Source organism: Halomonas sp. JS92-SW72, assembly GCF_003547075.1.
GTDB classification, from domain to species: domain Bacteria; phylum Pseudomonadota; class Gammaproteobacteria; order Pseudomonadales; family Halomonadaceae; genus Halomonas; species Halomonas alkalicola.
This window is the reverse complement of sequence record NZ_CP032147.1, coordinates 1121076-1144494: the sequence shown is the minus strand read 5'-3', so window position 1 is coordinate 1144494 and position 23419 is coordinate 1121076. Positions and strand designations below refer to the sequence as shown.

Below are 23419 nucleotides of genomic sequence, written 5' to 3'. Positions count from 1 at the left end.
ATGACCCATTTTCATTTGACAGCGGAAGAGCCGCGGCGTGGCGCGGCCAGGGGCGGGAGACGGCGCGCCGGCCGGCTGCGCCGACTCGCTCAGACGGTGCGCGAGTAGCGGTTCTCTTCGGGCTTGAGATAGGCGTCGAAGGCCATGGCGGCATTGCGCATCATCAGCCGTCCGGCGGGCAGCACCTCGATCTCACCCTCGCGGATCGCCAGCAGGCCGTCGTCGGCCATCTCCTGCAGCTGCGCCAGGGCGTCGGCGAAGTAGTCGCGGAAGACGATGCCGTGGGCGGCCTCGATGGTGGCGAAGTCGATGCGGTTGTGGCACATCAGGGCGTTGATCACGTCGCGGCGCAGGCGGTCATCGGCGTTGAGGCGGTAGCCGCGGAACACCGGCAGGCGCCCTTCCTCCAGGCGATGCTGATACTGGGCGGTCTCCTTGACGTTCTGGCTGTAGGTGTCGCCCACCTTGCCGATGGAGGTGATGCCCAGGGCGATCATGTCGCAGTCGGCGTGGGTGGAGTAGCCCTGGAAGTTGCGCTGCAGGGTGCCGTTCTCGCGGGCCAGGGAGAGCTCGTCGTCGGGCAGGGCGAAGTGGTCCATGCCGATGTAGACGTAGCCGGCGGCGGTGAGGCGGCGGATGGTCAGCTCGAGCAGCTCCAGCTTGCGCTCCGGCGGCGGCATATCCTCGGGGCGGATCAGGCGCTGGGCCTTGAACAGCTGGGGCAGGTGGGCATAGCTGTAGCTGGCGATGCGGTCCGGCTGCAGGGCGATGATCTTGGTCAGGGTGGCATCGAAGCTGGCCACGGTCTGGCGCGGCAGGCCGTAGATCAGGTCGACGCTCACCGACTGGAAGCCGGCGTCGCGGGCCGCCTGGACCAGCTCCACCACCTGCTCCTCGCTCTGCAGGCGGTTCACCGCCTCCTGGACGCCACGATCGAAGTCCTGCACCCCGAAGCTCAGCCGGTTGAAGCCCAGGTCGTGGAGCTCGAGGATCTGCTCGGGCGTCACGGTACGCGGGTCCACCTCCAGGGAGAACTCGCGCTCGGCGGGCGGGGCGAAGTGGAAGGCCTCGTCCAGCGCCGCCATCAGCTCGCCGAGCTGGGCGTTGCTCAGGTAGGTCGGGGTGCCACCGCCCAGGTGCAGCTGGGTCATGCGCCGCGACTCGTCGAACAGCGCGCCCTGCACGCGGATCTCCTGCTTGAGCCACTCGAGGTACTCGGCGGCCCGCTCGGTGTTGTGGGTGATGATCTTGTTGCAGGCGCAGTAGTAGCAGAGGCTCTTGCAGAACGGGATATGCACATAGACCGACAGCGGCTTGGGCGTCTCGGCCCGGTTGCTGCGCTCGGCGGCGGCGCGGTAGTCGTCCTCGGCGAAGGCCGCATGGAACTGCGGCGCCGTGGGGTAGGAGGTATAGCGCGGCCCCGGGCGGTCGTACTTCTCCACCAGGGGGCGATCGAACAGCAGGTCGTCTTGCATCTGGAAACAGCCTCTTCAACCGGGGACGGCACCGCGGCGCCGCCGTATGGGGCAGAGTATGCCATTCAGGGCCCGACGCGTCGGTACCCTTCTCGAGGTAGCTGACCTGGATCAAGCCTCCATCACCTGAGATTCACTCGGGGCTGATCCGTCGCCAAGCCTGCGAGCGGGGCCGGCCTTCCGGAGGCGCTGTGAATACCTCCCTGTACGCTACCGACGCCCTGCTTCGCTCTCACGTCCTGCTTCGCTCGCAGGACCGGTGCTGACCATCCATGGCCAGCCCGTTCGGAGCAGTGCTCCTCACCCCTGGCGCAGGACCTCCTCTTCGGCTTGCCCCCGGCGCCCCTCGCTATCGGCCCTTGCACGCGCGTTGCTGCGACGTACCGTGCGGCGGCACCAGTGGAGCAGGCGCCAGGCGGCAAGCCCCCAGGCCAGGCTCCAGAGCGCGGCGGAGCTCCACAGCAGGGCCAGCCAGTGCTGGCCGGCATCCAGCGCCAGCAGGCGCAGCAGCGCGGCCAGGGAGAAGAGCAGCGCCAGGGGCAGCAGCAGCGCCTCCGCCTCGGGGCGCGCCTTGGCGCGCAGGATCGCCTGGCGCAGCATGATGCCGGAGGCCAGGGTGCCGAGCGCCCCGATGGTGAAGGCGTGCAGGGTGGCGCTGGCGTGGGGCTGCTGCCACCAGGCCCGGGCCAGCAGCAAGAGGCCCACCCCCAGCCAGGCGTAGCCCACCATGAGCCCCAGCAGGTCGGGTCGCCCGCGGCAGGCCCAGGGCCGCCAGCGCCATAGCCGCCACAGCACCAGCAGCCCGGCCGCCAGCACCAGCCCCGCTGCCAGTGGCCTCAGCGGCGGCCACAGCATCAGCAGCGGCGTCACCCCGAGCAGCACGATCAGCGCCGCCTCTAGGCGCGGCTGGACCCCCGCCCCGACCTGGCGCCGGTTCGCCATCAGGTGGCCGTTCACCGCCGGCGCCAGCACCCGCCCGCCCATGAACACCATCAGCAGCACCAGCCACAGCACCCCCTGGTGCATCACCAGCGCCGTGGTCGGCATGGCGCCCAGGTGGCGCCAGACCAGGGTGACCAGGGCCAGCAGGCAGAGCAGGCCCAGCAGCGGCGAGAGCACCCGGTTGCGCCACTTCTTGGCGGCAATGAAGCGCGGCACCAGATGCCAGGCGACGAACAGCACGAAGCCGGCATCGGCCAGGATCACCGGCAGCGCGCCCGGCCAGACCAGGCCGCCCAGGCGAGCCAGCAGCCACAGCCCGATAAGCGCCTGGAGCCGGCGGGGTGGCAGTGGTCCAAGCAGGTAGCCGGCGATCACCGCCAGGGCGAAGCCGAACAGCAGCTCGCGACCGTGTGCCGCAGGGGAGGCCAGCAGCGGCACCTCCTGCAGGTGATAGAGTGACAGCAGGGAAAGCGGCACCAGCAGGGCCGCGTGCAGGGCCGCCAGCGGGAAGAGCCAGCGCCAGGCCGGAACGGTGGAAGCGGTTCCCCCCGGGCGACTCGCAGAAGGCTTTGCGTCACTCTTTAACATGCATGTAAAATACTATTTATTGAGCATCGCCGCCACGGGAGAGGTTCCATGACACACCCGGTCTCACGCATCGCCTGGAGCGGGCTGGCCTATGGCTGCATCGGCCTGGGCACCGCCGGCCTGGTGGTGCCGCTGCTGCCCACCACGCCCTTCCTGCTGCTGGCGGCCTGGGCCGCCCCCAAGGGCTCGCCGCGGCTGGCACGATGGCTGCACGACCATCCGCGCCTGGGCCCCACCCTGCACGCCTGGCGGGAACGGCGCGCGGTGCCGCGCCGGGCCAAGCGGCTGGCGCTGGTGCTGCTGCTGATCAGCTGGCTGGTGCTGTGGGTCGGCGGCGTGGCGCCAGCCATGCTGGCACTGACCGGGCTGCTGTTCTGCGGCGTGGCGAGCTTCCTGCTGACGCGACCCGATGCCGCAGGCGATGACGCCTTAACCGTAGCGAGCGGTAAAGTGATAAAATAAAAGCGCCTTATCTTATCAAGTTTGACTAATATCAAGCAGAGAGGTGGCAGCCCTCGTATGCACCTGACCCGCTTTACCGACTACTCCATTCGCGTGCTGATCTACCTGGCGGCGAAGGGGGAGGAGCGATCCACGATCCATGAGATCGCCACCAGCTTCGATGTCTCCCGCAACCACCTGATGAAGGTGGTCCAGGACCTGAGCCACAAGGGCTATATCACCGCCATTCGCGGCAAGAACGGCGGCCTGCTGCTCAAGAAGGCCCCCGAGGAGATCCGCCTGGGCAGGCTGGTGCGCGATACCGAGAATGACCTGGAACTGGTGGAGTGCTTCGGCGACAGCAACGAGTGCAAGATCACCCCGGCCTGCCGGCTCAAGCCGATCCTGGCCGAGGCGCTGCGCGCCTTTCTCGCTGTCCTCGACAAGTACACCCTGGCCGACATGCTGGGCCCCCAGCAGCCGCAGCTGGTCGAGCTGCTGAAAATCGAGCCGCTGACCGGCAGCAAGGCCGGAAGCACCCCGCCGCTGGCCTCCTGACGGCCGCCGGCTTGCGCTGCCGGGCGGCGTCGGCGATGCTTCAAAGTGCGTTCTGCCATGACATGGGTCATGGCTGCCCATGGGACCCTGCGCCATCATGGGCCCAGACATCGGAGGCGTCGGCGCCATCCGATTTTTTCACCGCCTTAAGATGCATTCTGGAGACATGTTAATGAAGCGACTGGCTACCCTCACCCTGACCGGCGTCGCCGCCCTGGCCCTCTCGGCCGCCGTCCAGGCCGAGCCCGACGGCGAGGCGATCTACAACCAGGCCTGCATGGCCTGCCACATGACCGGTGCCGCCGGCGCGCCCATCAAGGGCGACGAGGCCGCCTGGGCCCCGCGCCTGGAGCAGGGCATGGAGACCCTCTATGACCACTCCATCAACGGCTTCCAGGCCATGCCGGCCCGCGGCGGCTTCACCAACCTCAGCGACGAGGAGGTGAAGGCCGCGGTGGACTTCATGCTCGAACCGGTGCTCTGAGCCCCCTTCTCCAGCGGCAAGAGCCCTGACCAGCGAGAACACAGCGCCCCCGGCAGCCAGGCTGCCGGGGGCGCTTCGCATGGGGGCCCGCCTGAGCCGCTTCCCGACGGTCGGAATCGAACCTGACCCACGTCAAGTCACATGACCGCGCCAGCTGCCATGATGAGCCCATCAGCCCGACCACATCCCTGTTGTCGGGCTTTTCAAAGAACCAAAAGATGCATTTTTAATACCTGTTGATGACCTCGTCCCAGGACGAGCTCCCGGCTTCCAAGGACTGCCCCATGTCGAAACGGCGCTCCCCCCCTGCATCCCACGCCCTTAGCTGGCTCCTCGGCCTGCTTCTGCTGCTGGGCTCCCTGTCGGCCCAGGCCATCGAGCTCGAGCAGATCACACCCGGCTTCCCGGACGCCACCCGCCTGTCCGAGGTCAAGGGGGAGCATCCCGCCAGGGCGGTCCATGCCGGCGACACCCTGCTGGGCTTCGTCTTCGAGACGGACGATATCGCACCGATCCCGGCCTATTCCGGCAAGCCGATCAACATGCTGGTAGGCATCGACCTGGAGGGCCGGCTCACCCAGGCCACCATCCTCGGTCACGAGGAACCGATCATGCTGGTGGGGATTCCCGAGCAGCGCCTCATCGACTACGCCGATGCCCACATCCCCCATCACGTCAGCGAGCGCCTGCGGGTCGGCGAGAACCTGGACGCCATCTCGGGCGCCACCGTCACCGTGATCGTGCTGACCGAGACGATCATGCGCGCAGCACGCCGGGTCGCCGCCGAGCAGGGCCTGATCGACGACCCCCTGGCCACTCCGCCGGCCAGGGTACGCCAGGAGGTGTTCGAGCCGGCCGACTGGGAGACCCTGGTGGGTGACGGCACCCTTCGCCGGCTTCACCTGACCCATGGCCAGGTCAACGAGGCCTTCGCCGGCACGCCCGCCGAGGCATACGCCAGCAGTGCGGCGCCCGAGAGCACCTTCATCGATCTCTACCTGACCTACCTGAACGCCCCGACGGCCGGCCGCAACCTGCTCGGCGACGTGGTCTATGACCAGCTCATGGAGCGCCTCGACGAGGGCGAGCACGCCATCGGGGTGATGGCCCGCGGCGACTACTCCTTCAAGGGCTCGGGCTATGTGCGCGGCGGCATCTTCGATCGCATCGAGGCGGGCCAGGGCAATACCGCCATCACCTTCCACGACAGCGACCACCGCCGCATCGTGCGGCTCGGCATCGAGGGCGCCCCGGCGCTGACCGAGCGCGATATCTTCATCATTCGCGAGGAGGCCCAGTTCGATCCCGGCGAGCCCTGGGAGCTGGGCCTGCTGGTACGCCGGGCGACCGGCGCCCTGGATACCGAGTTCGTTCGCTTCAATGCCCACTACAGCATTCCGGAAGCCTATGTCGAACGCTTCGAACCGCCCGTCGAGGAGGCACTGTGGGTACAGGTGTGGCGCGACCGCACCTTCCAGATCGTGATCCTTGGCCTCGGCCTGACCGTTCTCACCGCCATCATGCTGTTCCAGGACGTGCTGGCACGCCATCCGCGCATTCTCGAGCCGCTGCGCATCGGCTTCCTGGTCTATACCGTGACCTTCATCGGCTGGTACTCCCTGGCCCAGCTCTCGGTGGTCAATATCCTGACCTTCGTCCACTCGCTGATGGGTAACTTCAGCTGGGAGTCGTTCCTGATCGACCCGATGATGTTCATCCTCTGGTCGTTCGTGGCGGTGACGCTGCTGCTGTGGGGACGCGGCGTCTTCTGCGGCTGGCTGTGCCCCTTCGGCGCCATGCAGGACCTGATCAACAAGGCCGCCCGCCGGCTCAGGGTGCCCCAGTTCGAGGTCCCCTTCGCCCTGCACGAGCGGCTGTGGGCCATCAAGTACATCGTCCTGCTGGGCCTGTTCGCCGTCTCGCTGCACTCCCTGGGGCAGGCCGAGCGCTATGCCGAGGTGGAACCCTTCAAGACCGCCGTCACCATGCGCTTCCAGCGCGAGTGGGCCTTCCTGCTCTATGCCCTGGGCCTGCTCGCCGTCTCCGCCTTCACCCACAAGGCCTACTGCCGCTATCTCTGCCCGCTGGGGGCGGGACTGGCGATTCCCGCCCGGCTGCGCCTGTTCGACTGGCTCAAGCGCCATCGCGGCAGCTGCGGCACCCCCTGCCAGATCTGCGCCAACGAGTGTGAAGTGGCCGCCATCCACCCCGACGGCCGCATCAATGCCAACGAATGCCACTACTGCCTGGACTGCCAGGTGACCTATCACGACGACCGCCGCTGTCCGCCGATGGTCAAGCGCCGCAAGCGCTTCGAGAAGGCCACCAGGGCCTCGTCAAGGGCGGGTGGCGTCGACATCTTCCCGGCCGATGCTGCGCAGGGCAGCGGGGCCAAATTGCAGCGCATTCCCACTCTTCAGGAGGAGTGAACCATGAGCGACAAGAACGACCACATCAAGGACCTCAGCCGCCGGCACTTCCTGCGCAACAGCGCGATCACCGGCGTGGCCGGTGCCAGTCTCGCCGGGGGCTTCGGCGCCGGCGCCATGATGGGCAGCCGACCGGCCGAGGCGGCAGCCAACAACGAGCACCACGTCGGTCCGGGTGAGCTCGATGAGTACTACGGCTTCTGGAGCGGCGGCCATTCCGGTGAGGTGCGTATTCTCGGTATTCCCTCCATGCGGGAGCTGCTGCGTATCCCGGTCTTCAACGTCGACAGCGCCACCGGCTGGGGGATCACCAACGAGTCCAAGCGTGTGCTGGGCGAGAATGCCCCGCTCAACGGCGATACCCACCACCCCAAGGTGAGCTACACCGACGCCCGCTACGATGGCCGCTACTGCTTCATCAACGACAAGCTGAACACCCGGGTGGCGCGGATCCGCCTCGACATCATGCGCGCCGACAAGATCGTCACCATTCCCAACGTTCAGTCCATCCACGGCCTGACCCTGCAGCGGGTGCCCAGGACCGAGCGGGTCTACGCCGCCGGCGAGATGATCATCCCGCTGGGCAACAACGTTCAGCACATGGACGATCCGTCCGAATACTGGACCATGATGACCTGTCTCGACGCCGACACCATGGAGATCAAGTGGCAGGCCATCGTCGACGGCAACCTCGACAACTGCGACACCGACTACTCAGAGAAGTACGTGGCCGCCTCCTGCTACAACTCCAGCCGCGGCATGACCCTGCCGGAGATGATGGGCCCGGAGCGCGACTGGACGGTGATCTTCAACGTGCCGGCCATCGAGCAAGCGATCGCCAACGGCGAGTCCACCACCGTCGGCGACTCCGCCGTCCCGGTGGTCGATGCCCGCGAGCAGGCACACAGCGGCCGCAACCCCTTCGCCCTCTACGTACCGACCCCGCGCAGCCCACACGGCGTCAACACCATGCCTCCGGAAGGCAAGTACTGCGTGGTCAGCGGCAAGCTGTCGCCGACCTGCACCGTGATCGAGTGGTCACGGGTCGACGCCTGGTTCGATGGCAGCCTGGACGATCCGCGTGACACCGTGGTGGCCGAGCCGGAAGTGGGCCTGGGTCCGCTGCACACCACCTTCGACAACCGCGGCAACGCCTACACCTCGCTGTTCCTCGACAGCCAGGTGGTGAAGTGGAACGTGGAGGATGCCATCCGCGCCTATAACGGCGACGAGGTCAACTACATCCGTGACCGTATCGATGTGCACTACAACATTGGCCACATCAAGGCCTCGCTGGCCTGCAGCCGCGACGTCGACGGCAAGTACCTGGCCGCGCTGAGCAAGTTCTCCAAGGACCGCTTCCTGCCGGTAGGCCCGATGCACGCCGAGAACGACCAGCTGATCGACATCTCCGGCCAGCAGATGACGCTGATCCACGACGGTCCGACCTATGCCGAGCCCCACGACGCCCTGATGATCCGCGCCGATCAGCTCAATCCGTCGCAGATCTACACCAGAGACGACCCCTACTTCGCCGAGACCGTGGCCATGGCCCGCGCCGATGGCGTCGATCTGGAGACCGCCAACACGGTGATTCGCGACGGCAACAAGGTGCGGGTCTACATGACCTCGGTGGCCCCCAACTTCGGCCTCACCGAGTTCCGGGTCAAGCAGGGCGACGAGGTCACGGTGGTGGTCACCAACCTCGACAACATCGCCGACGTAAGCCACGGCTTCGCCATGGTCAACCACGGCATCAACTTCGAGATCCACCCGCAGCAGACCTCGTCGGCCACCTTCATCGCCGACAGGCCCGGCGTGCACTGGTACTACTGCAGCTGGTTCTGCCACGCCCTCCACATGGAGATGTCGGGGCGGATGCTGGTGGAGCCTGCGTAAACTCACGGCCGGCCCTTCGGGGCCGGCCTCTGCCACCACCAGAGGTGACCATCTTGCTGCGCATACTTCCTGCCTGGGTGGCTGGCTTCGCCCTGCTGGTGATGACGTCTCTCGCCGTCGGCGAGGTACGCATCGACCCTGGCGATGCCCCGCTCCAGCCCCAGATCGACGCCGCCGCGCCGGGGAGCACCGTGTGGCTGAACCCAGGCGTCCATCGCGGCGGTATCCTGATCGACAAGCCGCTTACCCTGCGCGGTGACGCCGGCGCCATCCTCGACGCCGAGGGCGAAGGCGACGTGATTCGCGTCACCGCTCCCGATGTGCGCATCGAGGGGCTGACCCTGCGCAACTCGGGTTTCAACCTGACCGACATGAACGCGGGCGTTCACGGCGAACGCGGCGCACATCGAATTCATATCCAGGACACCGCAATGGAGAACGTGGCCTTCGGTGTCTGGCTCTGGCACCTGGAAGCCCCGACCCTCATCGGCAACCGTATCCGCGGCCGCAGCGAGATCCGCTCCCAGGACCGCGGCGATGCCATTCGCCTCTACAACATCGACGGCGGCCTGATTGCCGACAACGACATCCGCGACTCCCGCGATGCGATCTACGTGGATACCAGTCGAGACCTGGAGTTTCGCGGCAACCGCCTGCGCGATTCACGCTTCGGGATCCACTACATGTTCACCCATGGCGCAAGGATCATCGACAACCACACCAGCGGCACCCGGGCCGGCTACGCCCTGATGATGTCCCGCGACCTCGAGGTGCGCGGCAACCGCTCCGAGAACGACCACAACTACGGCATCCTGATGAACTACGTGAACTACAGCGTGGTGGCCGGCAACGACATCCGCGGCATCACCGCCTGGCACGGCGCCGCCGGCGGTGACGAGCACGGCGTCACCCTCGGGGCCGAGGGCAAGGCGCTGTTCATCTACAACTCCCAGGCCAACGAGATCCACCACAACCGCCTGGCAGACAGCGAACTCGGCATCCACCTCACCGCTGGCTCCGAGAACAACCGCCTCTATCACAACGCCTTCGTCAACAACCGCCAGCAGGTGATGTACGTCTCGACGCGCAGCCAGGAGTGGTCGGTGGACGGCCAAGGCAACTACTGGAGCGACTACCTGGGCTGGGACCTCGCCGGTGACGGCATCGGCGATACTGCCTATGAGCCCAACGACGCCGTCGACCGGCTGCTGTGGCGCTACCCCGACGCCCGTCTGCTGATGAGCAGCCCCGCGGTGGTGGCCCTGCGCTGGGTCCAGCGCCAGTTCCCCATCTTCCGCGCCCAGGGCGTGCGCGACAGCGCGCCGCTGATGCGCGAGCCCGACACAGGAGGCCTGCTGCCATGAACCCGGTGATCGAATGTCACGGCCTGACCAAGCGCCACGGCACACTCACGCGCCTCGCCGAGCTTGACCTGCAGGTGCAGGAGGGCGAGGTGCTCGCCCTGCTCGGCCACAACGGCGCCGGCAAGACCACCACCATGAAGCTGATCCTGGGGCTGATCTCGCCCAGCGCGGGCACCCTGTCGGTGCTGGGTGGCGCCCCGGACGGCCCCCACGCAGAGACCCTGCGCCGGCGTCTGGGCTACCTGCCGGAGAACGTCAGCTTCTACGAACAGCTCACCGGCCGCGAGGTGCTGGCCTACTTCGCCCGTCTCAAGCGCATCGAGTCCCGCCAGGTAGGCGAGCTGCTCGAGCGGGTCGGCCTCGCCGAGGCGGCCGACCGGCGGGTCAAGACCTACTCCAAGGGCATGCGCCAGCGCCTCGGCCTGGCCCAGGCCCTGCTCGGCGAGCCGCAGCTGCTGCTGCTCGACGAGCCCACCACCGGGCTCGACCCCGCGGCCACCCGCGACTTCTACGAGACGGTGCGGGAGCTGCGCGAGCGTGGCTGCACGGTGCTGCTCTCTTCCCATGTGCTGCCCGGCGTGGAGCCCTATATCGACCGCGCCCTGATCCTCGGCGGTGGCCGGCGCCTGGCGCTGGGCAGCCTCGACGAGCTGCGTCGGGAGGCGGCACTGCCGCTGACGGTGCGCGCCCGCGGCAGCTGGCCCGGCACCGACTGGTCGCAAGGCTGGGAAGCGGGCCGCGTGACACCCCGCCACCTCAACGGCCATGCCCTCGAGCTCCAGGTCCACCCCGGCGCCAAGATGGCGGTGCTCCGGCGCCTGGCCGATGCCCCGGGGGTCGAGGACATCGAGCTGCTGCCGCCGACCCTCGAGCACCTCTATGCGCATTTCTCCGCCCCACCCCCCCATGCCACCGGAGGCCTCCGATGAACGCGACCCTGACCGTGGCCCACAAGGAGTTCCTCGACGGCCTGCGCAATCGCTGGGTGCTGGCCATCGCCCTGATCCTGGCCGCCCTCGCCGTGGGTATCGCCTGGTTCGGGGCCGCCGCCAGCGGCGGCATGGGCTTCACCACGCTGTCGACCACCGTGGTCAGCCTCTCGACCCTCGCCGTCTTCCTGATCCCGCTCATCGCCCTGCTGCTGGCCTATGACGCCATCGTCGGCGAACAGGAGGCCGGCACCCTGCTGCTGCTGCTGACCTACCCGCTGAGCCGCACGTCGCTGCTGCTCGGCAAGTTCCTCGGCCACGGCCTGATCCTGGGCGCCGCCACCGCGCTGGGCTTCGGGGTCGCCGGCGTGGTGATCGCGCTGTTCGCCGATGGCGTCGACCTCGTGCAGCTGACCATCAGCATGGGCGTGCTGATCGCCAGCAGCGTGCTGCTGGGCTGGGTCTTCATCGCCTTCGCCTACCTGATCAGCGTCTGGGTGTCCGAGAAGGCACGAGCCGCCGGGCTGGCCTTGGGCGTCTGGTTCCTGTTCGTGCTGGTCTTCGACCTGGGCCTGCTCGCCCTGCTGGTCAGCGTGCAGGGCGGCGGCGACTGGCTGCCCTGGCTGCTGCTGCTCAATCCCACCGATGGCTTCCGCCTGATCAACATGGTCGGCTTCGACTCCGCCCAGGCCTTCACCGGCGTGACCGCCATCGCCAGCGAGAGCGCCTTCCAGTGCGGCTGGCTGGCCCTGGTGCTGGTCGGCTGGACCCTGGTGCCGCTGGGACTTGCCATCCTGCGCTTCCGCCACCACTCGGCCTGACTCCTTACCCCCTTACCGGAACCCATGCCATGACACCTGCTAGCCTCGCCGGATACACCCTGCCCCTGGCCCTGTCGCTGCTGCTGACCGCCTGCGGCGGCAACGGCGATACCGAGCTGGCGGCTCCCCAGCCCATCACCGATGGCGACAGCTGCCACGTCTGCGGCATGCTGATCCAGGAGCTGCCGGGCCCCAAGGGACAGGCCTACCTGAATCGCGATGCGTCCGCCCGCAAGTTCTGCTCCACCACCGACCTCTTCGCCTTCCTGCTGCAGCCCGAGAACGAGACCCGCCTGAGCCATGCCTGGGTGCATGACGTGGGCGTGACACCCTGGACCACCCCGTCGGATGATGCCTTTATCCTGGCAAGCGAAGCCTACTATGTGGTGGAACACGAGCGCCGCGGCGCCATGGGCCACACCCTGGCGCCCTTTGCCGAGGCCCGCCTGGCCGAGGCCTTCCAGGAGACCTACGGCGGTCGCATCCTCACCTTCGAGGAGATCGACCTGGAGCTGCTGACCGAGCTGGGCCGCCGCGACGCCGTGATGCAGCCCGGCGGCCACCATGGCGAGACTGGGGCCGGAGGCCACATGCACGGGCACTGACCCCCACCACAGGAGGATCCCTCCATGTCTGCGACCCCCGCCCCCCATCGCGTCGCCGTCATGTTCCTTGCCCTGATCGCCATCGCCCTGGCCGGCCACCCGGCGATCCTCCTGGCCGGAGGCAAGCCCGCCGACCCGGAGGCCGCCGCGGCGGATGGCGCTGCCAGCCGCGGCGCCGAACTGGCAGCGCTTTGCACCAGCTGCCACGGCCGCGATGGCCGCAGCAACATCTCCCGCTTTCCCAGCATCGCCGGCCTCGAGCCCGAGGTGTTCACGGCCCGCATGCAGGCGCTCAAGGCCGGCGAGCGCGGCCACCTGCTCAAGCGCATGACCCGTGACCTGAGCGACCAGGATATCGCCGACCTCGCCGCCCACTTCGCCACCCTGGAGTAGGGGCGCAGGCAGCCGGGCACCGCGCCGGCATCAACCACCGCGCGCAGGGGTGCTACCATCATGGCCTCGCCCCGAGGAGCCCGCCGATGCCCACGCCCATCCTGCCCGCCGCCCTGCTGCTGGCCACCTTGTTGACCGCCGCCACCGCCAGCGCCGCCATCTACAACACCGTCGATGCCGAGGCCCATGGCCAGTGGCAGTCGCTGACCCTGACACTGGGCGAGGAGCGCCACTATCGCGCCCTGGAGGTCGGCAGCTACAGCGACTCCCTATTCAGCGTCAACCTCACCCCGGGGGCCTGCGACAGGCCCTGGCTTGAGCTGCGCGTGGACCTGGGCGAGCGCCAGCCGGAGAGCCGGGTGGTCAACCGCGTGCCCGCCGACCTGCGGGTGGACCACGAGACGATCCACGGCGGCGAGGCGGAGTTCATCACCGAGCGCGGCGACAGCGGTTTCTACGTGCAGTTCCTGCTCGAGGAGCAGCCACTGCTGCTGGAGGAGATGCGGCGCGGCGAGACCCTGCGACTGCGCCTGATGCGCGGCGAGGACGACCCCTGGTTCATGGTGTTCTCCCTGGAGGGTGCCGCCGAGGCCATGGCCCGCGCCGAGCGACTGTGCCGAGGCGACGACTGACGGGAGGATGGCCAGCCCGCGACCCGCGGCTCCTCATGCAGAGGGCCGCTCCGGAGGGCGGCCCAGGGTGCAACAGGAGGGTGGGGGCCACTACTGGCGACCGGAGAGCCGCCGATTGTCCAGATACTCCACGGTCAGGTACTCCTCGAAGGTCCACAGCCGCACGAAACGGTCGCGCTGCTGCTCGTCGCCGCCCCAGGCGGAGAAGCCCAGCGGGGTAGCCGGCATGCCCTCGGCGAGCTGCTCCAGCCACCACTCGGCCATCTCCTCTTCCCAGGGCTGGCCGTACTCGGCCGTCAGCCGCTCCTTCACCGCGGCCTGGTCGGCCACCTCGGGATGGAAGGCGACCACCAGCGCCAGCTGCTCGCTGCCCGCGGGGAAGACGTAGCGCAGATCGGTCTCCACCGCCGGAGTGCCGCCCAGGCGGCCGTCGATCAGCAGGTCGCCGTCGGCGGTCTGCTCCTCGGTGACGTCGGTCACGCCGTCCGCGGCCAGGCGCTCGCGCACCTCGTCGGGGGACATGCCGAACTCGGCGCTGCCGTAACCGGTAATGGTCGGAGCGGCCAGAGCCGCCCCGGCGACCAGCAGCAGGGCCGGCGCCAGGGCGCCGATCCAGCCGCGACGTTGCGTCGCTTGACTCATTCCACCTCCTCTCAGCGCTCGATGCGCGTGGCGTTGATCTCGACCAGCTCCTCGTCCACCTCGTCGGCGCCGAACATCAGGCCGTGCTGCCAGGAGACGTGGTGGAAGCGGGAGGACGCATGGTCATCGTGAAGCGCGAAGTTGATGTTGTACTTGCCGTCCAGGGAGAGCGGCTTGTCGCCCTGCTGACCGGTGCGCAGGGCGCGGGTCATGTAGGCGGTCCAGACACCGTCCTCCTTGCTGGCGCTGAACACCACCGCCTCGCTCTCGTCGAAGTGGCGCTGCTCGAGGATATAGCCGGACTCGGTGCGCTCGCTGCCGCTCTTGAAGCGCGCCATGTCCAGGTAGACCCCGCCTGCGAACAGCTCGTCGATCTCCTCGCCCTCCTTGAGCTTGTCCCAGCCGCCGCGGGCGGCGCCGCGACGGCCGCGCACCTCGATCTCGGTCCGGCTCTCGGAGAGGTACTTGGTCACGCCGTCCATCAGCGCCAGGCGCTCGGCCAGTTCGCTCTGCGCCAGGGCCTCCTGGTCGGGGGCATCCGGCATGTAGGTGGAGTCGTGGTGGCAGCTCGCCCAGCAGCCGCCGCGGTCGGCCATGTCGACGCGGTCATCGGCGAAGCTGACGGTCAGCTTGATCTCGTTCTCCGGGTCCATCATGCCGCCATCGACGAAGGGCAGCGGCGCATGCTCGGCGTCTTCCCACTGGAAGCGCATGTAGAGGTAGTCGTCATCGAAGGCGGTCTGCACGGTCATCGGGATATGGCCGCGCTTGTCGCCCAGGTCATAGGTCTCGATCTTCTCGGCGCTGGTGGCCAGGGCGCCGATCTGCGCCTCCTCGCCGGCGTGGCACCAGATGCAGCGGTCGCCGAAGCTGAAGGCGCGCCCGCCGCCGTGGGAGCTGCCGTCCTGGATCCACTCGATGGAGGCCTGCCCCGGCATGAAGAGGGTCACGTCGAGGACCGGCACCTCGTCCCAGGCCAGACCGGAGGCGATATCGCCCTCGGCGGCCACGGCGTCGCCCAGCTCCTCGGCCTCCAGCGGCATCGCCGGCTCGCCGCGCTCGGCCAGATCGGTCGCCGGCTCGTCGTGCTCGAAGCGGGCGGCCCACACCTCGGACTCGTCCCAGGCCTCGGGCAGCTCGTGGGCGATGCCCTGATGGCACTCGATGCAGGTCTGGCCCTGCTCGAAGGCACGGGCGTGCTCACGGGCGGCGCGGGCCGGCTGCTGCTCCAGGTCCATGGCGGACCAGTCGTGGCAGTTGCGGCATTCGCGGGAGTCGGTGCGCAGCATGGAGCGCCAGACGTTCTCGGCCAGCTGCAGCCGCTTGCCGTCGAACTTCTCCTTGGTGTTGACGGTCCCCAGCATCCAGTGCCACACCTCGCGGCTGGCCTCGATCTTGCGGATCATCTTGGGCCCCCAGGCGTCGGGCACGTGACAGTCGGAGCAGGTGGCCCCCACGCCCGACTTGTTGTGGTAGTGGGGGCGGTCCTGGTACTCCTCGTAGACCCAGCTCATCTCGTGGCAGGCGGAGCTGCAGAACTTCATGTTGTTGGTGGCTTCCATCGCCGTGTTGAAGCCACCCCAGAAGAGGATACCGGCGACGAAGAAGAGCGCCACGGCCCCCAGCGACGCCCCCATGATCGTGATCTTGCGCCAGTTGCGCAGTCGCTCCCTCAGCATGTCAGTCTCCCGAAAATGTCATGACAGCAGATGCCTGCTCTCGAGATGCCTTGCTTTCGTTATGGTGTCCGGCCCCTTGCCCAGCCACTCCGGTGCCCTGCGTCCGGGAAGGCGAGAATGGCTGGAAAAGGAGCCGGAGCGCCCGGGGGCGCTCCGGCGGGGCGGCCTAGCCGCGCTCGTACTTCTTGAGACGGTTGTAGACGTTGAACTTGCCGGTCGGCGTGTTCAGGTTCTCGACCCGGGCCTTCTCTTCCAGGGTCTTGTCGTCGTAGATCACGATGGCGCCGTCATCCTGGTGGCCGCGGCCGCGGGCCCAGATGGAAACCCACACCTCGGTACCGGACTGGTCGTACTCCATGTGCACCGCCACGGCGTCATGCTCGGCGGGACGGTCGGCGACGTGGATCGGGGTCAGCTCGCGGGTCTCCTTGTCCATGACCATGACCCACTGGTTGACGTCGGCCTCCGGGTGCATCGCCTGATCGATCCAGACGTGCGGGGAGTTCGGGTGGCTGCGCACGAACAGGCCGGGGCCGTCGGTCTCGACGGTGCCGCAGATCTCCCAGGCATGATCCGGATGCCCTTCGGGATCGGTGCCCCAGAAGGTCATCAGACCCTGACCCAGGTGGGTGGTGCCGGCCACCGGGCCGCACTCGGGATCGATCCAGTTGGCGCCCGGCCCCGGGTGCGGGATCTGCCCGGTGTTGAGCAGGCTGACGAGTTTGCGCTCCACGGTGTCGATGAAGGCCATCTTGTTGCTGAAGTTGGCCGCGATCATGAAGTAGCGGCCGGTGGAGTCGAAGAAGCCGTCGTGGAGGTACTCGGCGGAGGCAATGTGGTCGATGCGCAGGTTGTCGATATCGCTGTAGTCGACCTGCCAGACCTGTCCGGTCTCCTTGACGTTGACCAGGAAGGTGGGCGCATGGGGCGTGTCATAGAGCGCCGCCACGCGGGCCTCGTGGACGTAGTTGCCCTCGGTGTCGTAGCCCCGGGTGGAGACCACCTTCAGCGGCTCCATGGTGTGGGCGTCGGCGATCACGAAGTGGGGGGGCCAGTAGCCGCCGCCGATGACGTACTTGTCGGCCCACTCGCCGTAGTGGGAGACGGCCACGTCGCGGGCGTCGATGCCGATGAACACCTCGGCGGTCACCTGGGGCGGATCCATCCACAGGTCGATCTTGGAGAGGCGACCGTCGCGGCCCTGGACGTACCAGAAGCGGCCGTCGGAGCTCGACTTGGCCACGTGCACGGCGTAGCCGGTCTCGGCCTCGGTGACCAGCTCCTTGGTGTCGCCGTCGATGATGCCCATGGCGCCGCGGTCACGCAGGATGGTGACCATGAAGTTTTCCCAGTTGCGATCGTGCTGGGGCGAATCCGGCCACTCCTCCTCGGGGACCACGATGGTCCAGGTCTCACGGATGTCGGCCAGGGACATCTCCGGCGGCTCTTCCGGGGTCTGCTGGATGTACTTGGAGATCAGGGTGATCTCCTCCTCGTCCAGAATGCCGTCGAAGTTGTTCATCCCGCCTTCGGTGCCGAAGGTGATGATGCTCTCCAGGCGGCGCTGGCCCATCTCGATGGTGCTCTCGGGCAAGAGCCCGGGGCCGGTCGCGCCAGCGCGCAGGGTGCCGTGACAGCCGGCACAGCGCTGGAAGTAGATATCGCTGGCGCGGTCCATCTCCTCTGCGGTCATCTCCGGTGCCGCCGCCTGCGCGCCGCCCGCCATCATGGCGGCCAGCGGGAAGCTGAGGGCGAAGATCCCCTTGCTCAGTGCTTTCTTGTGCATAACGTGCCTCGCTCTGTTTCCCCGTGGGGTAGGGTCTGGAGAGAGCCTCGCGTGGCCCGGGTCGGCGATTCGACAACCCGGGGAGACACCCTCCACCTGCCCATAAGTAGTAGCAGCTTTACTTCTTTGCTCACTTGACAGTGGTCAAGTGGCAAACCGGAGCGTTGACTTATGTCATGGGTCGTGACGAAACGGCGTCCAGCCCCCGGCTGCCGTTGAGGCCGGGGCAGACGGGAAGGGGGTGTGAGTCGCCGCCGCGGGCGAAGGCACACAGCGCCGGCAGGTCATCCAGATGGACGGCATTGCGCTCGCAGCGTACGCCGAAGGCCCGCAGGCGCGCCATGGCCCGGGAGAAGCTCTCCGGCTTCATGCCCAGGCGAGCGGCGATCAGCATCTTGTCGCAGGGCAGGCTGACGGTGGCGCGGGGGGCATCGTGGGGGCATAGCGAGAGCAGGAAGGCCGCCAGCCGCTGGTGGGTCGACTGGTTGGTGAGCTGGTCGAGCTGCAGCACCAGCGCCCGCAGCATGCCGGTCAGGTTGGCCAGCAGGTTGAGCGTCAGGCCGTGGTGCTCGTGCAGGGTGTCCAGGAAGGGCTCGGCCGGAAAGACCAGCAGCCGAGCGTCCTCGGCCACGCCGGCGTTTACCGGGAAGCCCTGGCGGTCGAACATCGCCGCCTCGGCGAAGGAGTCGCCGCGGGTGAAGAGCCCCACCATGCACTCGCTGCCATCGGGGCTGTCGCGGTAGAGCTTCACCCAGCCGTCGAGCACCACGTAGAAGCGATCGGCGGGCTCGCCCTGGGCGAACAGCCGGGTGCCGCGGGGGCAGCAGCGCTCATGGGCACCCCGCGCCAGCAGCGCCAGGGTCTCCTCGGTGAGGCCGGTGAACAGCGGCACCTGATGCAGGGTGCGCAGGGTCTCTCGGGTGAAGCGGACTGTCATCTTGGCCTCCTTGACCCTTTCCCGGGCTAGCGCAGCGTCAGCTCCGCCAGGTTGCCGCGAATCACCTCGGCCTCAGCCGACTCCGCGGGCAGCACCGCCAGCAGGCGCTCCCAGTAGGCGCGGGCCTCGTCGAAGGCCTCGTCCTGGTAGGCGCGGGTGCCGGCCAGCCACAGCCCCTGGGCGTGCTCGGGGTCGATGGCCAGCGCCTGCTCGATCAGCACCGCCGGCTCGCCCGCCAGCCCCCCCTGGAGCTCGGCCAGCACATCGGCGTAGCGCACCAGCACCTCGGGGTCGCGGTCGCCACCTTGGCGCAACGCCTCGCCGAAGGCGCGGCCGGCGGCCTCGAACTCGTCGAGGAAGGTCAGCGTCCGGCCCAGCAGCACCCAGCCCTGGAGGTCGGCCGGGTCTTGGGCCAGGCGTACCTGCAGCCCCTCCACCAGCCGGGTGAACTCGCGGGTCATCTCCTCGTCGCTGGGCTCGACCCGCTCGGGCGGCATCGCCTGGCCGGCCGGAGCGCGGGCGGCGAACACCTCCTCGCTGTAGCCCACCGAGAGGTAGGTGCCGATGGCCAGGAAGGGCAGCAGCGCCATGCTGGCCACGGCGGCGACCTGGGCCAGGCGGCGCTGGCCGCGGCCCTCGCCGCCGGCGCCGGCATCGGCCTCCAGCACGCCGCTGTCGAGCAGCTCGCGCTCCAGGTCGGCCAGGGCGCGGGCGTGGCGCTCGGCGGTCAGGGTGCCGGCCGCCAGGTCCTGGTCGAGCTCGGCGACGCGGTCGCGGTGCACCGCCAGCAGCACCTCGCGGCGATCGGGGCCGGTCGCGCGGGGTTCACGCAGCAGCGGTATCAGCACAAAGGCCAGGGCCAGCAGGCAGAGGCCCAGGGCCAGCAGCAGGAAGACGCCATTCATCTCGTCGGACCTCCGGGGTCAGTCGCCACGGCGCAGGCGCTCCAGCGCCGCACGCTCCTGGTCGGTGAAGAGGGGTTCATCATCGAGGCGGCTGCGCCGGCGCATCACCTGCCACCAGATCAGCAGGCCGCCGCCGAAGAGCAGGAAGGGGCTGGCCCAGAGCAGCGCCGTATTGGCCTGCAGCGGCGGCCGGTAGCGGACATAGTCGCCGTAGCGGGCCACCATGAAGTCGACGATGGCGTCGGCGGACATGCCGTCCCGGGTCATCTGGTAGACCCGCCGGCGCATGTCGGCGGCGAGCTCGGCGTTGGACTCGTGGATCGTCTCGCTCTGGCACACCGTGCAGCGCAACTCCCGGGTCAGCGCCTCGTACTGCTGGCGCTGGGCCTCGCTGTCGAAGGTAAGCGGCTCGCCGATGGCCGCGGCCAGGGCGATGCCGGGCGCGACCGCCAGCGCCAGCAGCATCAGCAGGCCCGCCAGCCAGCGGTTCATGACGTCCTCCCCGCCGGTTCGGCTGCCCGGCGCTGTTCGGCTCTCAGCTTCTCGGCTCTCAGTTTTTCAATCAGGGGCAGCACCTCGTCGAGGAGCAGCTGGCGGCTGAGCGGGCCGATGCGCTTGTAGCGGATGATGCCCTCGGCATCGAGCACATAGGTCTCGGGGGTGGCGTAGACCCCCCAGTCGATGCCGGCATCCCCCGCGGGGTCATAGGCGATGGTGCGGTAGGGGCTGTCGGTCATCTCCAGGTAGCGCAGCGCGGCGTCGCGCTCGTCCCGGTAGTTGAAGGCGTGGATGGGGATGCCGCCGCGGGCGAGCTCCATCAGCAGCGGCTTCTCGGCGCGGCAGGTGCTGCACCAGGTGGCCCAGACGTTGACCAGCGCCACCTCGCCGATGAAGTCCTGCTCCGTCAGGATCGTCTCGGGATCCTCCAGGGCCTCCAGGGTGAAGGCCGGCGCCGGCTTGCCCACCAGGGGCGAGGGCAGGTCCCGGGAGTTGAGCCCCAGGCCGAGCAGCAGCAGGCCGAGCAGGGCCATCACCGACACCAACGGAATCAGCAGCTTGAGCTTCATGAGGCGGTCACCTCCCGGCCGATGCCCGGCGTGGCCGACGCCTCGCGCTCGCGGCGCCGGGCCAGCCGATAGCGCTTGTCACAGGCCGCCAGCAGGCCGCCCAGGGCGAGCAGAATGGCACCGCTCCACATCCAGGCCATATAGGGCTTGTAGTAGAGCCGGAAGCTCCAGGCGTCCCCCACCAGCCGCTCGCCCAGGGAGACATAGACATCGCGGGTTGCCGCGCGGTGCAGCGAGGCCTGGTGCATGGGGTTCTCGGGCTGGGTGTCGTAGTAGCGGCGCTGGGGCAGCAGGGTGGCCACCGGGCGGCCGTCGCGGGTCACCGAGACCACCGCCTGGTCGGCGTCATAGTTGGGCCCGCGCACCTCCTCCATGCGCAGCAGGGTGAACGCGAAGCCCGCCGCCGTGGTGGTCTCGCCCGGCTGCATGCGTACGTCGCGCTCCACCTCGTAGGTGTTGACCATGGCGATGGCGACCACCACCAGCGCCAGGCCCACGTGGGCCAGGTGCATGCCCAGGAAGCTCGGGCGCAGCACCCGGCGGACGCGCGTGGCCAGGGGCTGGCGGCCGGCGAGGCGCTTGCGGATATCGAGCATCGCGGTGAGGATGATCCAGCTGCCCAGCATCAGCGACAGGGCGGTGAGCGGGCGCCAGGCGCCCAGGGTGAGGGGCCACAGGCCGCCGGCCACGACGCTTGCCAGCAGCACCCAGCGCAGCTGGCGCACCACCTCGGCGGGGCTGGCCTGCTTCCACATCACCGTGGGGCCGAGGCCCACCAGCAGCAGCAGCGGCAGCATCAGCGGCGCGAAGACGGTATCGAAATAGGGGGGGCCCACCGAGATCTTGCCCAGGCCGAAGGCGTCGAGCACCAGCGGGTAGAGGGTGCCGATGAAGACCGCCGCGAAGGCCACGGTGAGCAGCACGTTGTTGGCCAGCAGCAGCGACTCCCGGGAGAGCCAGTGGAAGCCGCCGCCCAGGCCGACCCGGGGCGCCCGCCAGGCGTAGAGGGTCAGCGAGCCGAGCAGGGTCGCCGCCAGCATGGCGAGCAGGAAGACGCCGCGGTCCGGGTCGGTGGCGAAGGCATGCACCGAGGTGATCACCCCGGAGCGCACGATGAAGGCCGCCAGCACGACCAGCGCGAAGGTGATGATCGCCAGCATCAGGGTCCAGACCTTGAAGCCGCCGCGCTTCTCGGTGACCGCCAGGGAGTGCAGCAGGGCAGTGGCGGTGAGCCAGGGCAGGAAGGAGGCGTTCTCCACCGGGTCCCAGAACCACCAGCCGCCCCAGCCCAGCTCGTAGTAGGCCCACCAGGAGCCCATGGCGATCCCCAGGGTGAGGAACACCCAGGCCACCGTGGTCCAGGGCCGCGACCAGCGCGCCCAGGCGGCGTCCAGGCGGCCGCCCATCAGCGCCGCCATGGCCAGGGCGAAGACCACCGCGGTGCCCACGTAGCCCATGTAGAGTAGCGGCGGGTGCAGGATCATGCCCGGATCCTGGAGCAGCGGGTTCATGCCGCGGCCGTCCAGGGGGCCGGGCACGATGCGGTCGAAGGGGTTGGAGGTGAAGACCGTGAAGGCGATGAAGGCCACTGAGATCATGCCCATCACCGCCAGCACCCGGGCCAGCATCTCCCGGGGCAGCGCGCGGCTGAAGCGCGCCACCGCCACGCCCCAGGCGCCGAGGATCAGCACCCACAGCAGCAGCGACCCCTCGTGGCCGCCCCACACCGCGGTGATCTTGTACATCAGCGGCTGGCTCAGCGCCGAGTGGCTGGCCACGTAGCGCACGCTGAAGTCGCTGGCCAGGAAGGCCCAGGTGAGGACCCCATAGGCGATCGCCAGGAACACGAACTGGCCGCTGGCCAGGAAGCCCCCCGTGCGCATCAGCCGCAGGCTGCCGATCTGGGCGCCCACCAGCGGCAGCACGCTCTGGATCAGCGCCAGGCAGAGCGCCAGGATCAGCGCAAAGTTACCGAGTTCTGCCACCATCTGCTGCCCCTCCCGACACCGCTGAGGCCCGGCCGACCGGGCCTGGATTCACCGGGCCGGCGGCTGGCGCCGACCCCCATGCAGGGAATGGTCGGGGAATCCCTCCATAAGATCCATACTCGATACCTCTTTTCGGGCGGGGCTGTGACCCATGTCAAACATTGCCGGACGCTGCCTCAACGCAGGTGAAAGACGGACGCTGACAGGGCCTCGACGGGGCCTTATGCTGGGAACCCTGATTTTCACAACCATGGTGACCCGCCCCGTGAAACGTCCGCTGATTTCCGCCCTGCTGCTTGCCGCCGCCCTGCCCCTCGGCCTCGCCTTCCACACGGCCCAGGCCGAGGAGGCCACCCCCGATGTCATCCTGCACACCAGCCACGGTGCCATCGGCATCGAGCTGTTCCAGGCCGAGGCCCCGGAGAGCGTCAACAACTTCCTCACCTATGTGCAGGAGGGCCACTACGACGGCACCATCTTCCACCGGGTGATCGACGGCTTCATGATCCAGGGCGGCGGCTTCGACGAGGAGATGCGCCAGAAGGCGACCCGCGACCCGATCACCAACGAGGCCGACAACGGCCTGAAGAACCGCCGTGGCACCCTGGCCATGGCACGCACCGGTGACCCCCACTCCGCCACCGCCCAGTTCTTCATCAACGTGGGCGACAACGGCTTCCTGGATCACGTCAGCCCGCAGTCGGGCCAGACCTGGGGCTATGCGGTGTTCGGCCAGGTGGTGGAGGGCATGGAGGTAGTCGACGCTATCCGCCGCGTGCCCACCGGCAGCCGCGGCCCCTTCCAGGACGTGCCCCACGAGCCCGTGGTGATCGAGCGCGCCGAACTGCCCTGAGC

General features: G+C 68.5%; 22 protein-coding genes. 12 read left to right on the top strand and 10 right to left on the bottom strand.

All coding sequences use genetic code 11. From position 1 onward, the window contains the following. Positions 1-89 precede the first annotated feature (89 nt). Together hemN and D1793_RS05475 are read right to left on the bottom strand one after the other, a co-directional pair. Positions 90-1475, bottom strand: a complete 1386-nt coding sequence (hemN, locus tag D1793_RS05480; RefSeq protein WP_119021250.1) for an oxygen-independent coproporphyrinogen III oxidase — start codon at positions 1473-1475, stop codon at positions 90-92. 300 nt (positions 1476-1775) lie between these two features. Next, a complete protein-coding gene (locus D1793_RS05475) occupies positions 1776-3005 on the bottom strand; it encodes an NnrS family protein (RefSeq protein WP_119021249.1) in 1230 nt (409 codons plus the stop codon). Between the two features lie 48 nt (positions 3006-3053). Here D1793_RS05475 and D1793_RS05470 point away from each other — a divergent pair, with 48 nt between their 5' ends. The 11 genes from D1793_RS05470 (at position 3054) to D1793_RS05420 (ending at position 13560) form a co-directional block, all read left to right on the top strand. Next, positions 3054-3467: a YbaN family protein gene (locus D1793_RS05470; protein WP_119021248.1), complete on the top strand. Its 414-nt coding sequence runs from the start codon at positions 3054-3056 to the stop codon at positions 3465-3467. Between the two features lie 57 nt (positions 3468-3524). Then, positions 3525-4004, top strand: a complete 480-nt coding sequence (locus D1793_RS05465; RefSeq protein WP_119021247.1) for an Rrf2 family transcriptional regulator — start codon at positions 3525-3527, stop codon at positions 4002-4004. Positions 4005-4176: 172 nt separating this feature from the next. Further along, positions 4177-4488: a c-type cytochrome gene (locus D1793_RS05460; protein WP_240407782.1), complete on the top strand. Its 312-nt coding sequence runs from the start codon at positions 4177-4179 to the stop codon at positions 4486-4488. 284 nt (positions 4489-4772) lie between these two features. Further along, entirely contained in the window at positions 4773-6917 is a 2145-nt protein-coding gene (locus tag D1793_RS05455; protein ID WP_119021245.1) for a NosR/NirI family protein, read from the top strand. A gap of 3 nt (positions 6918-6920) precedes the next feature. Further along, positions 6921-8816 (top strand): TAT-dependent nitrous-oxide reductase, encoded by a 1896-nt coding sequence (gene nosZ / locus D1793_RS05450; RefSeq protein WP_119021244.1) that lies wholly within the window; start codon positions 6921-6923, stop codon positions 8814-8816. 53 nt (positions 8817-8869) lie between these two features. Next, a complete protein-coding gene (locus tag D1793_RS05445) occupies positions 8870-10180 on the top strand; it encodes a nitrous oxide reductase family maturation protein NosD (RefSeq protein WP_240407781.1) in 1311 nt (436 codons plus the stop codon). After that, complete coding sequence (locus D1793_RS05440) at positions 10177-11109, top strand: ABC transporter ATP-binding protein (protein ID WP_119021243.1); 933 nt, start codon at positions 10177-10179, stop codon at positions 11107-11109. The genes D1793_RS05445 and D1793_RS05440 overlap by 4 nt, the downstream gene beginning before the upstream one ends. After that, a complete protein-coding gene (locus D1793_RS05435; protein ID WP_119021242.1) occupies positions 11106-11930 on the top strand; it encodes an ABC transporter permease in 825 nt (274 codons plus the stop codon). The genes D1793_RS05440 and D1793_RS05435 overlap by 4 nt, the downstream gene beginning before the upstream one ends. A gap of 29 nt (positions 11931-11959) precedes the next feature. After that, the gene (locus tag D1793_RS05430) at positions 11960-12535 is read left to right on the top strand and encodes a nitrous oxide reductase accessory protein NosL (protein ID WP_119021241.1); all 576 of its coding nucleotides are present in this window, start codon (positions 11960-11962) and stop codon (positions 12533-12535) included. Positions 12536-12559: 24 nt separating this feature from the next. Beyond that, a complete protein-coding gene (locus tag D1793_RS05425; protein WP_119021240.1) occupies positions 12560-12928 on the top strand; it encodes a c-type cytochrome in 369 nt (122 codons plus the stop codon). An 86-nt stretch (positions 12929-13014) separates the two neighbouring features. Further along, positions 13015-13560 carry a hypothetical protein gene (locus tag D1793_RS05420; RefSeq protein WP_162899921.1) on the top strand — a complete coding sequence of 182 codons (546 nt, stop codon included), beginning with the start codon at positions 13015-13017 and terminating at the stop codon, positions 13558-13560. Positions 13561-13650: 90 nt separating this feature from the next. Here D1793_RS05420 and D1793_RS05415 read toward each other — a convergent pair whose 3' ends face one another. The 8 genes from D1793_RS05415 to D1793_RS05380 all read right to left on the bottom strand — a co-directional run bounded on the left by D1793_RS05415 (position 13651) and on the right by D1793_RS05380 (position 22564). Then, a complete protein-coding gene (locus D1793_RS05415) occupies positions 13651-14202 on the bottom strand; it encodes a hypothetical protein (RefSeq protein WP_119021239.1) in 552 nt (183 codons plus the stop codon). Positions 14203-14213: 11 nt separating this feature from the next. Continuing rightward, positions 14214-15881, bottom strand: coding sequence for a NapC/NirT family cytochrome c (locus tag D1793_RS05410; protein WP_240407780.1), 1668 nt, complete (start codon positions 15879-15881; stop codon positions 14214-14216). Between the two features lie 166 nt (positions 15882-16047). After that, the gene (locus D1793_RS05405) at positions 16048-17667 is read right to left on the bottom strand and encodes a nitrite reductase (protein ID WP_205527632.1); all 1620 of its coding nucleotides are present in this window, start codon (positions 17665-17667) and stop codon (positions 16048-16050) included. Positions 17668-17836: 169 nt separating this feature from the next. Further along, positions 17837-18604 (bottom strand): cyclic nucleotide-binding domain-containing protein, encoded by a 768-nt coding sequence (locus tag D1793_RS05400; RefSeq protein ID WP_119021238.1) that lies wholly within the window; start codon positions 18602-18604, stop codon positions 17837-17839. 26 nt (positions 18605-18630) lie between these two features. Next, positions 18631-19509, bottom strand: coding sequence for a c-type cytochrome biogenesis protein CcmI (gene ccmI, locus D1793_RS05395; RefSeq protein WP_119021237.1), 879 nt, complete (start codon positions 19507-19509; stop codon positions 18631-18633). Positions 19510-19527: 18 nt separating this feature from the next. After that, positions 19528-20001 carry a cytochrome c-type biogenesis protein gene (locus D1793_RS05390; protein WP_119021236.1) on the bottom strand — a complete coding sequence of 158 codons (474 nt, stop codon included), beginning with the start codon at positions 19999-20001 and terminating at the stop codon, positions 19528-19530. Further along, positions 19998-20576 (bottom strand): DsbE family thiol:disulfide interchange protein, encoded by a 579-nt coding sequence (locus D1793_RS05385; RefSeq protein ID WP_119021235.1) that lies wholly within the window; start codon positions 20574-20576, stop codon positions 19998-20000. The genes D1793_RS05390 and D1793_RS05385 overlap by 4 nt, the downstream gene beginning before the upstream one ends. Next, positions 20573-22564, bottom strand: coding sequence for a heme lyase CcmF/NrfE family subunit (locus D1793_RS05380; protein ID WP_119021234.1), 1992 nt, complete (start codon positions 22562-22564; stop codon positions 20573-20575). Before D1793_RS05380 ends, D1793_RS05385 begins: the two co-directional genes overlap by 4 nt. A 265-nt stretch (positions 22565-22829) precedes the next feature. Here D1793_RS05380 and D1793_RS05375 point away from each other — a divergent pair, with 265 nt between their 5' ends. Beyond that, on the top strand, positions 22830-23417 hold the full coding sequence (locus D1793_RS05375) for a peptidylprolyl isomerase (RefSeq protein ID WP_346426391.1): 588 nt from the start codon (positions 22830-22832) through the stop codon (positions 23415-23417). Positions 23418-23419: the final 2 nt, after the last annotated feature.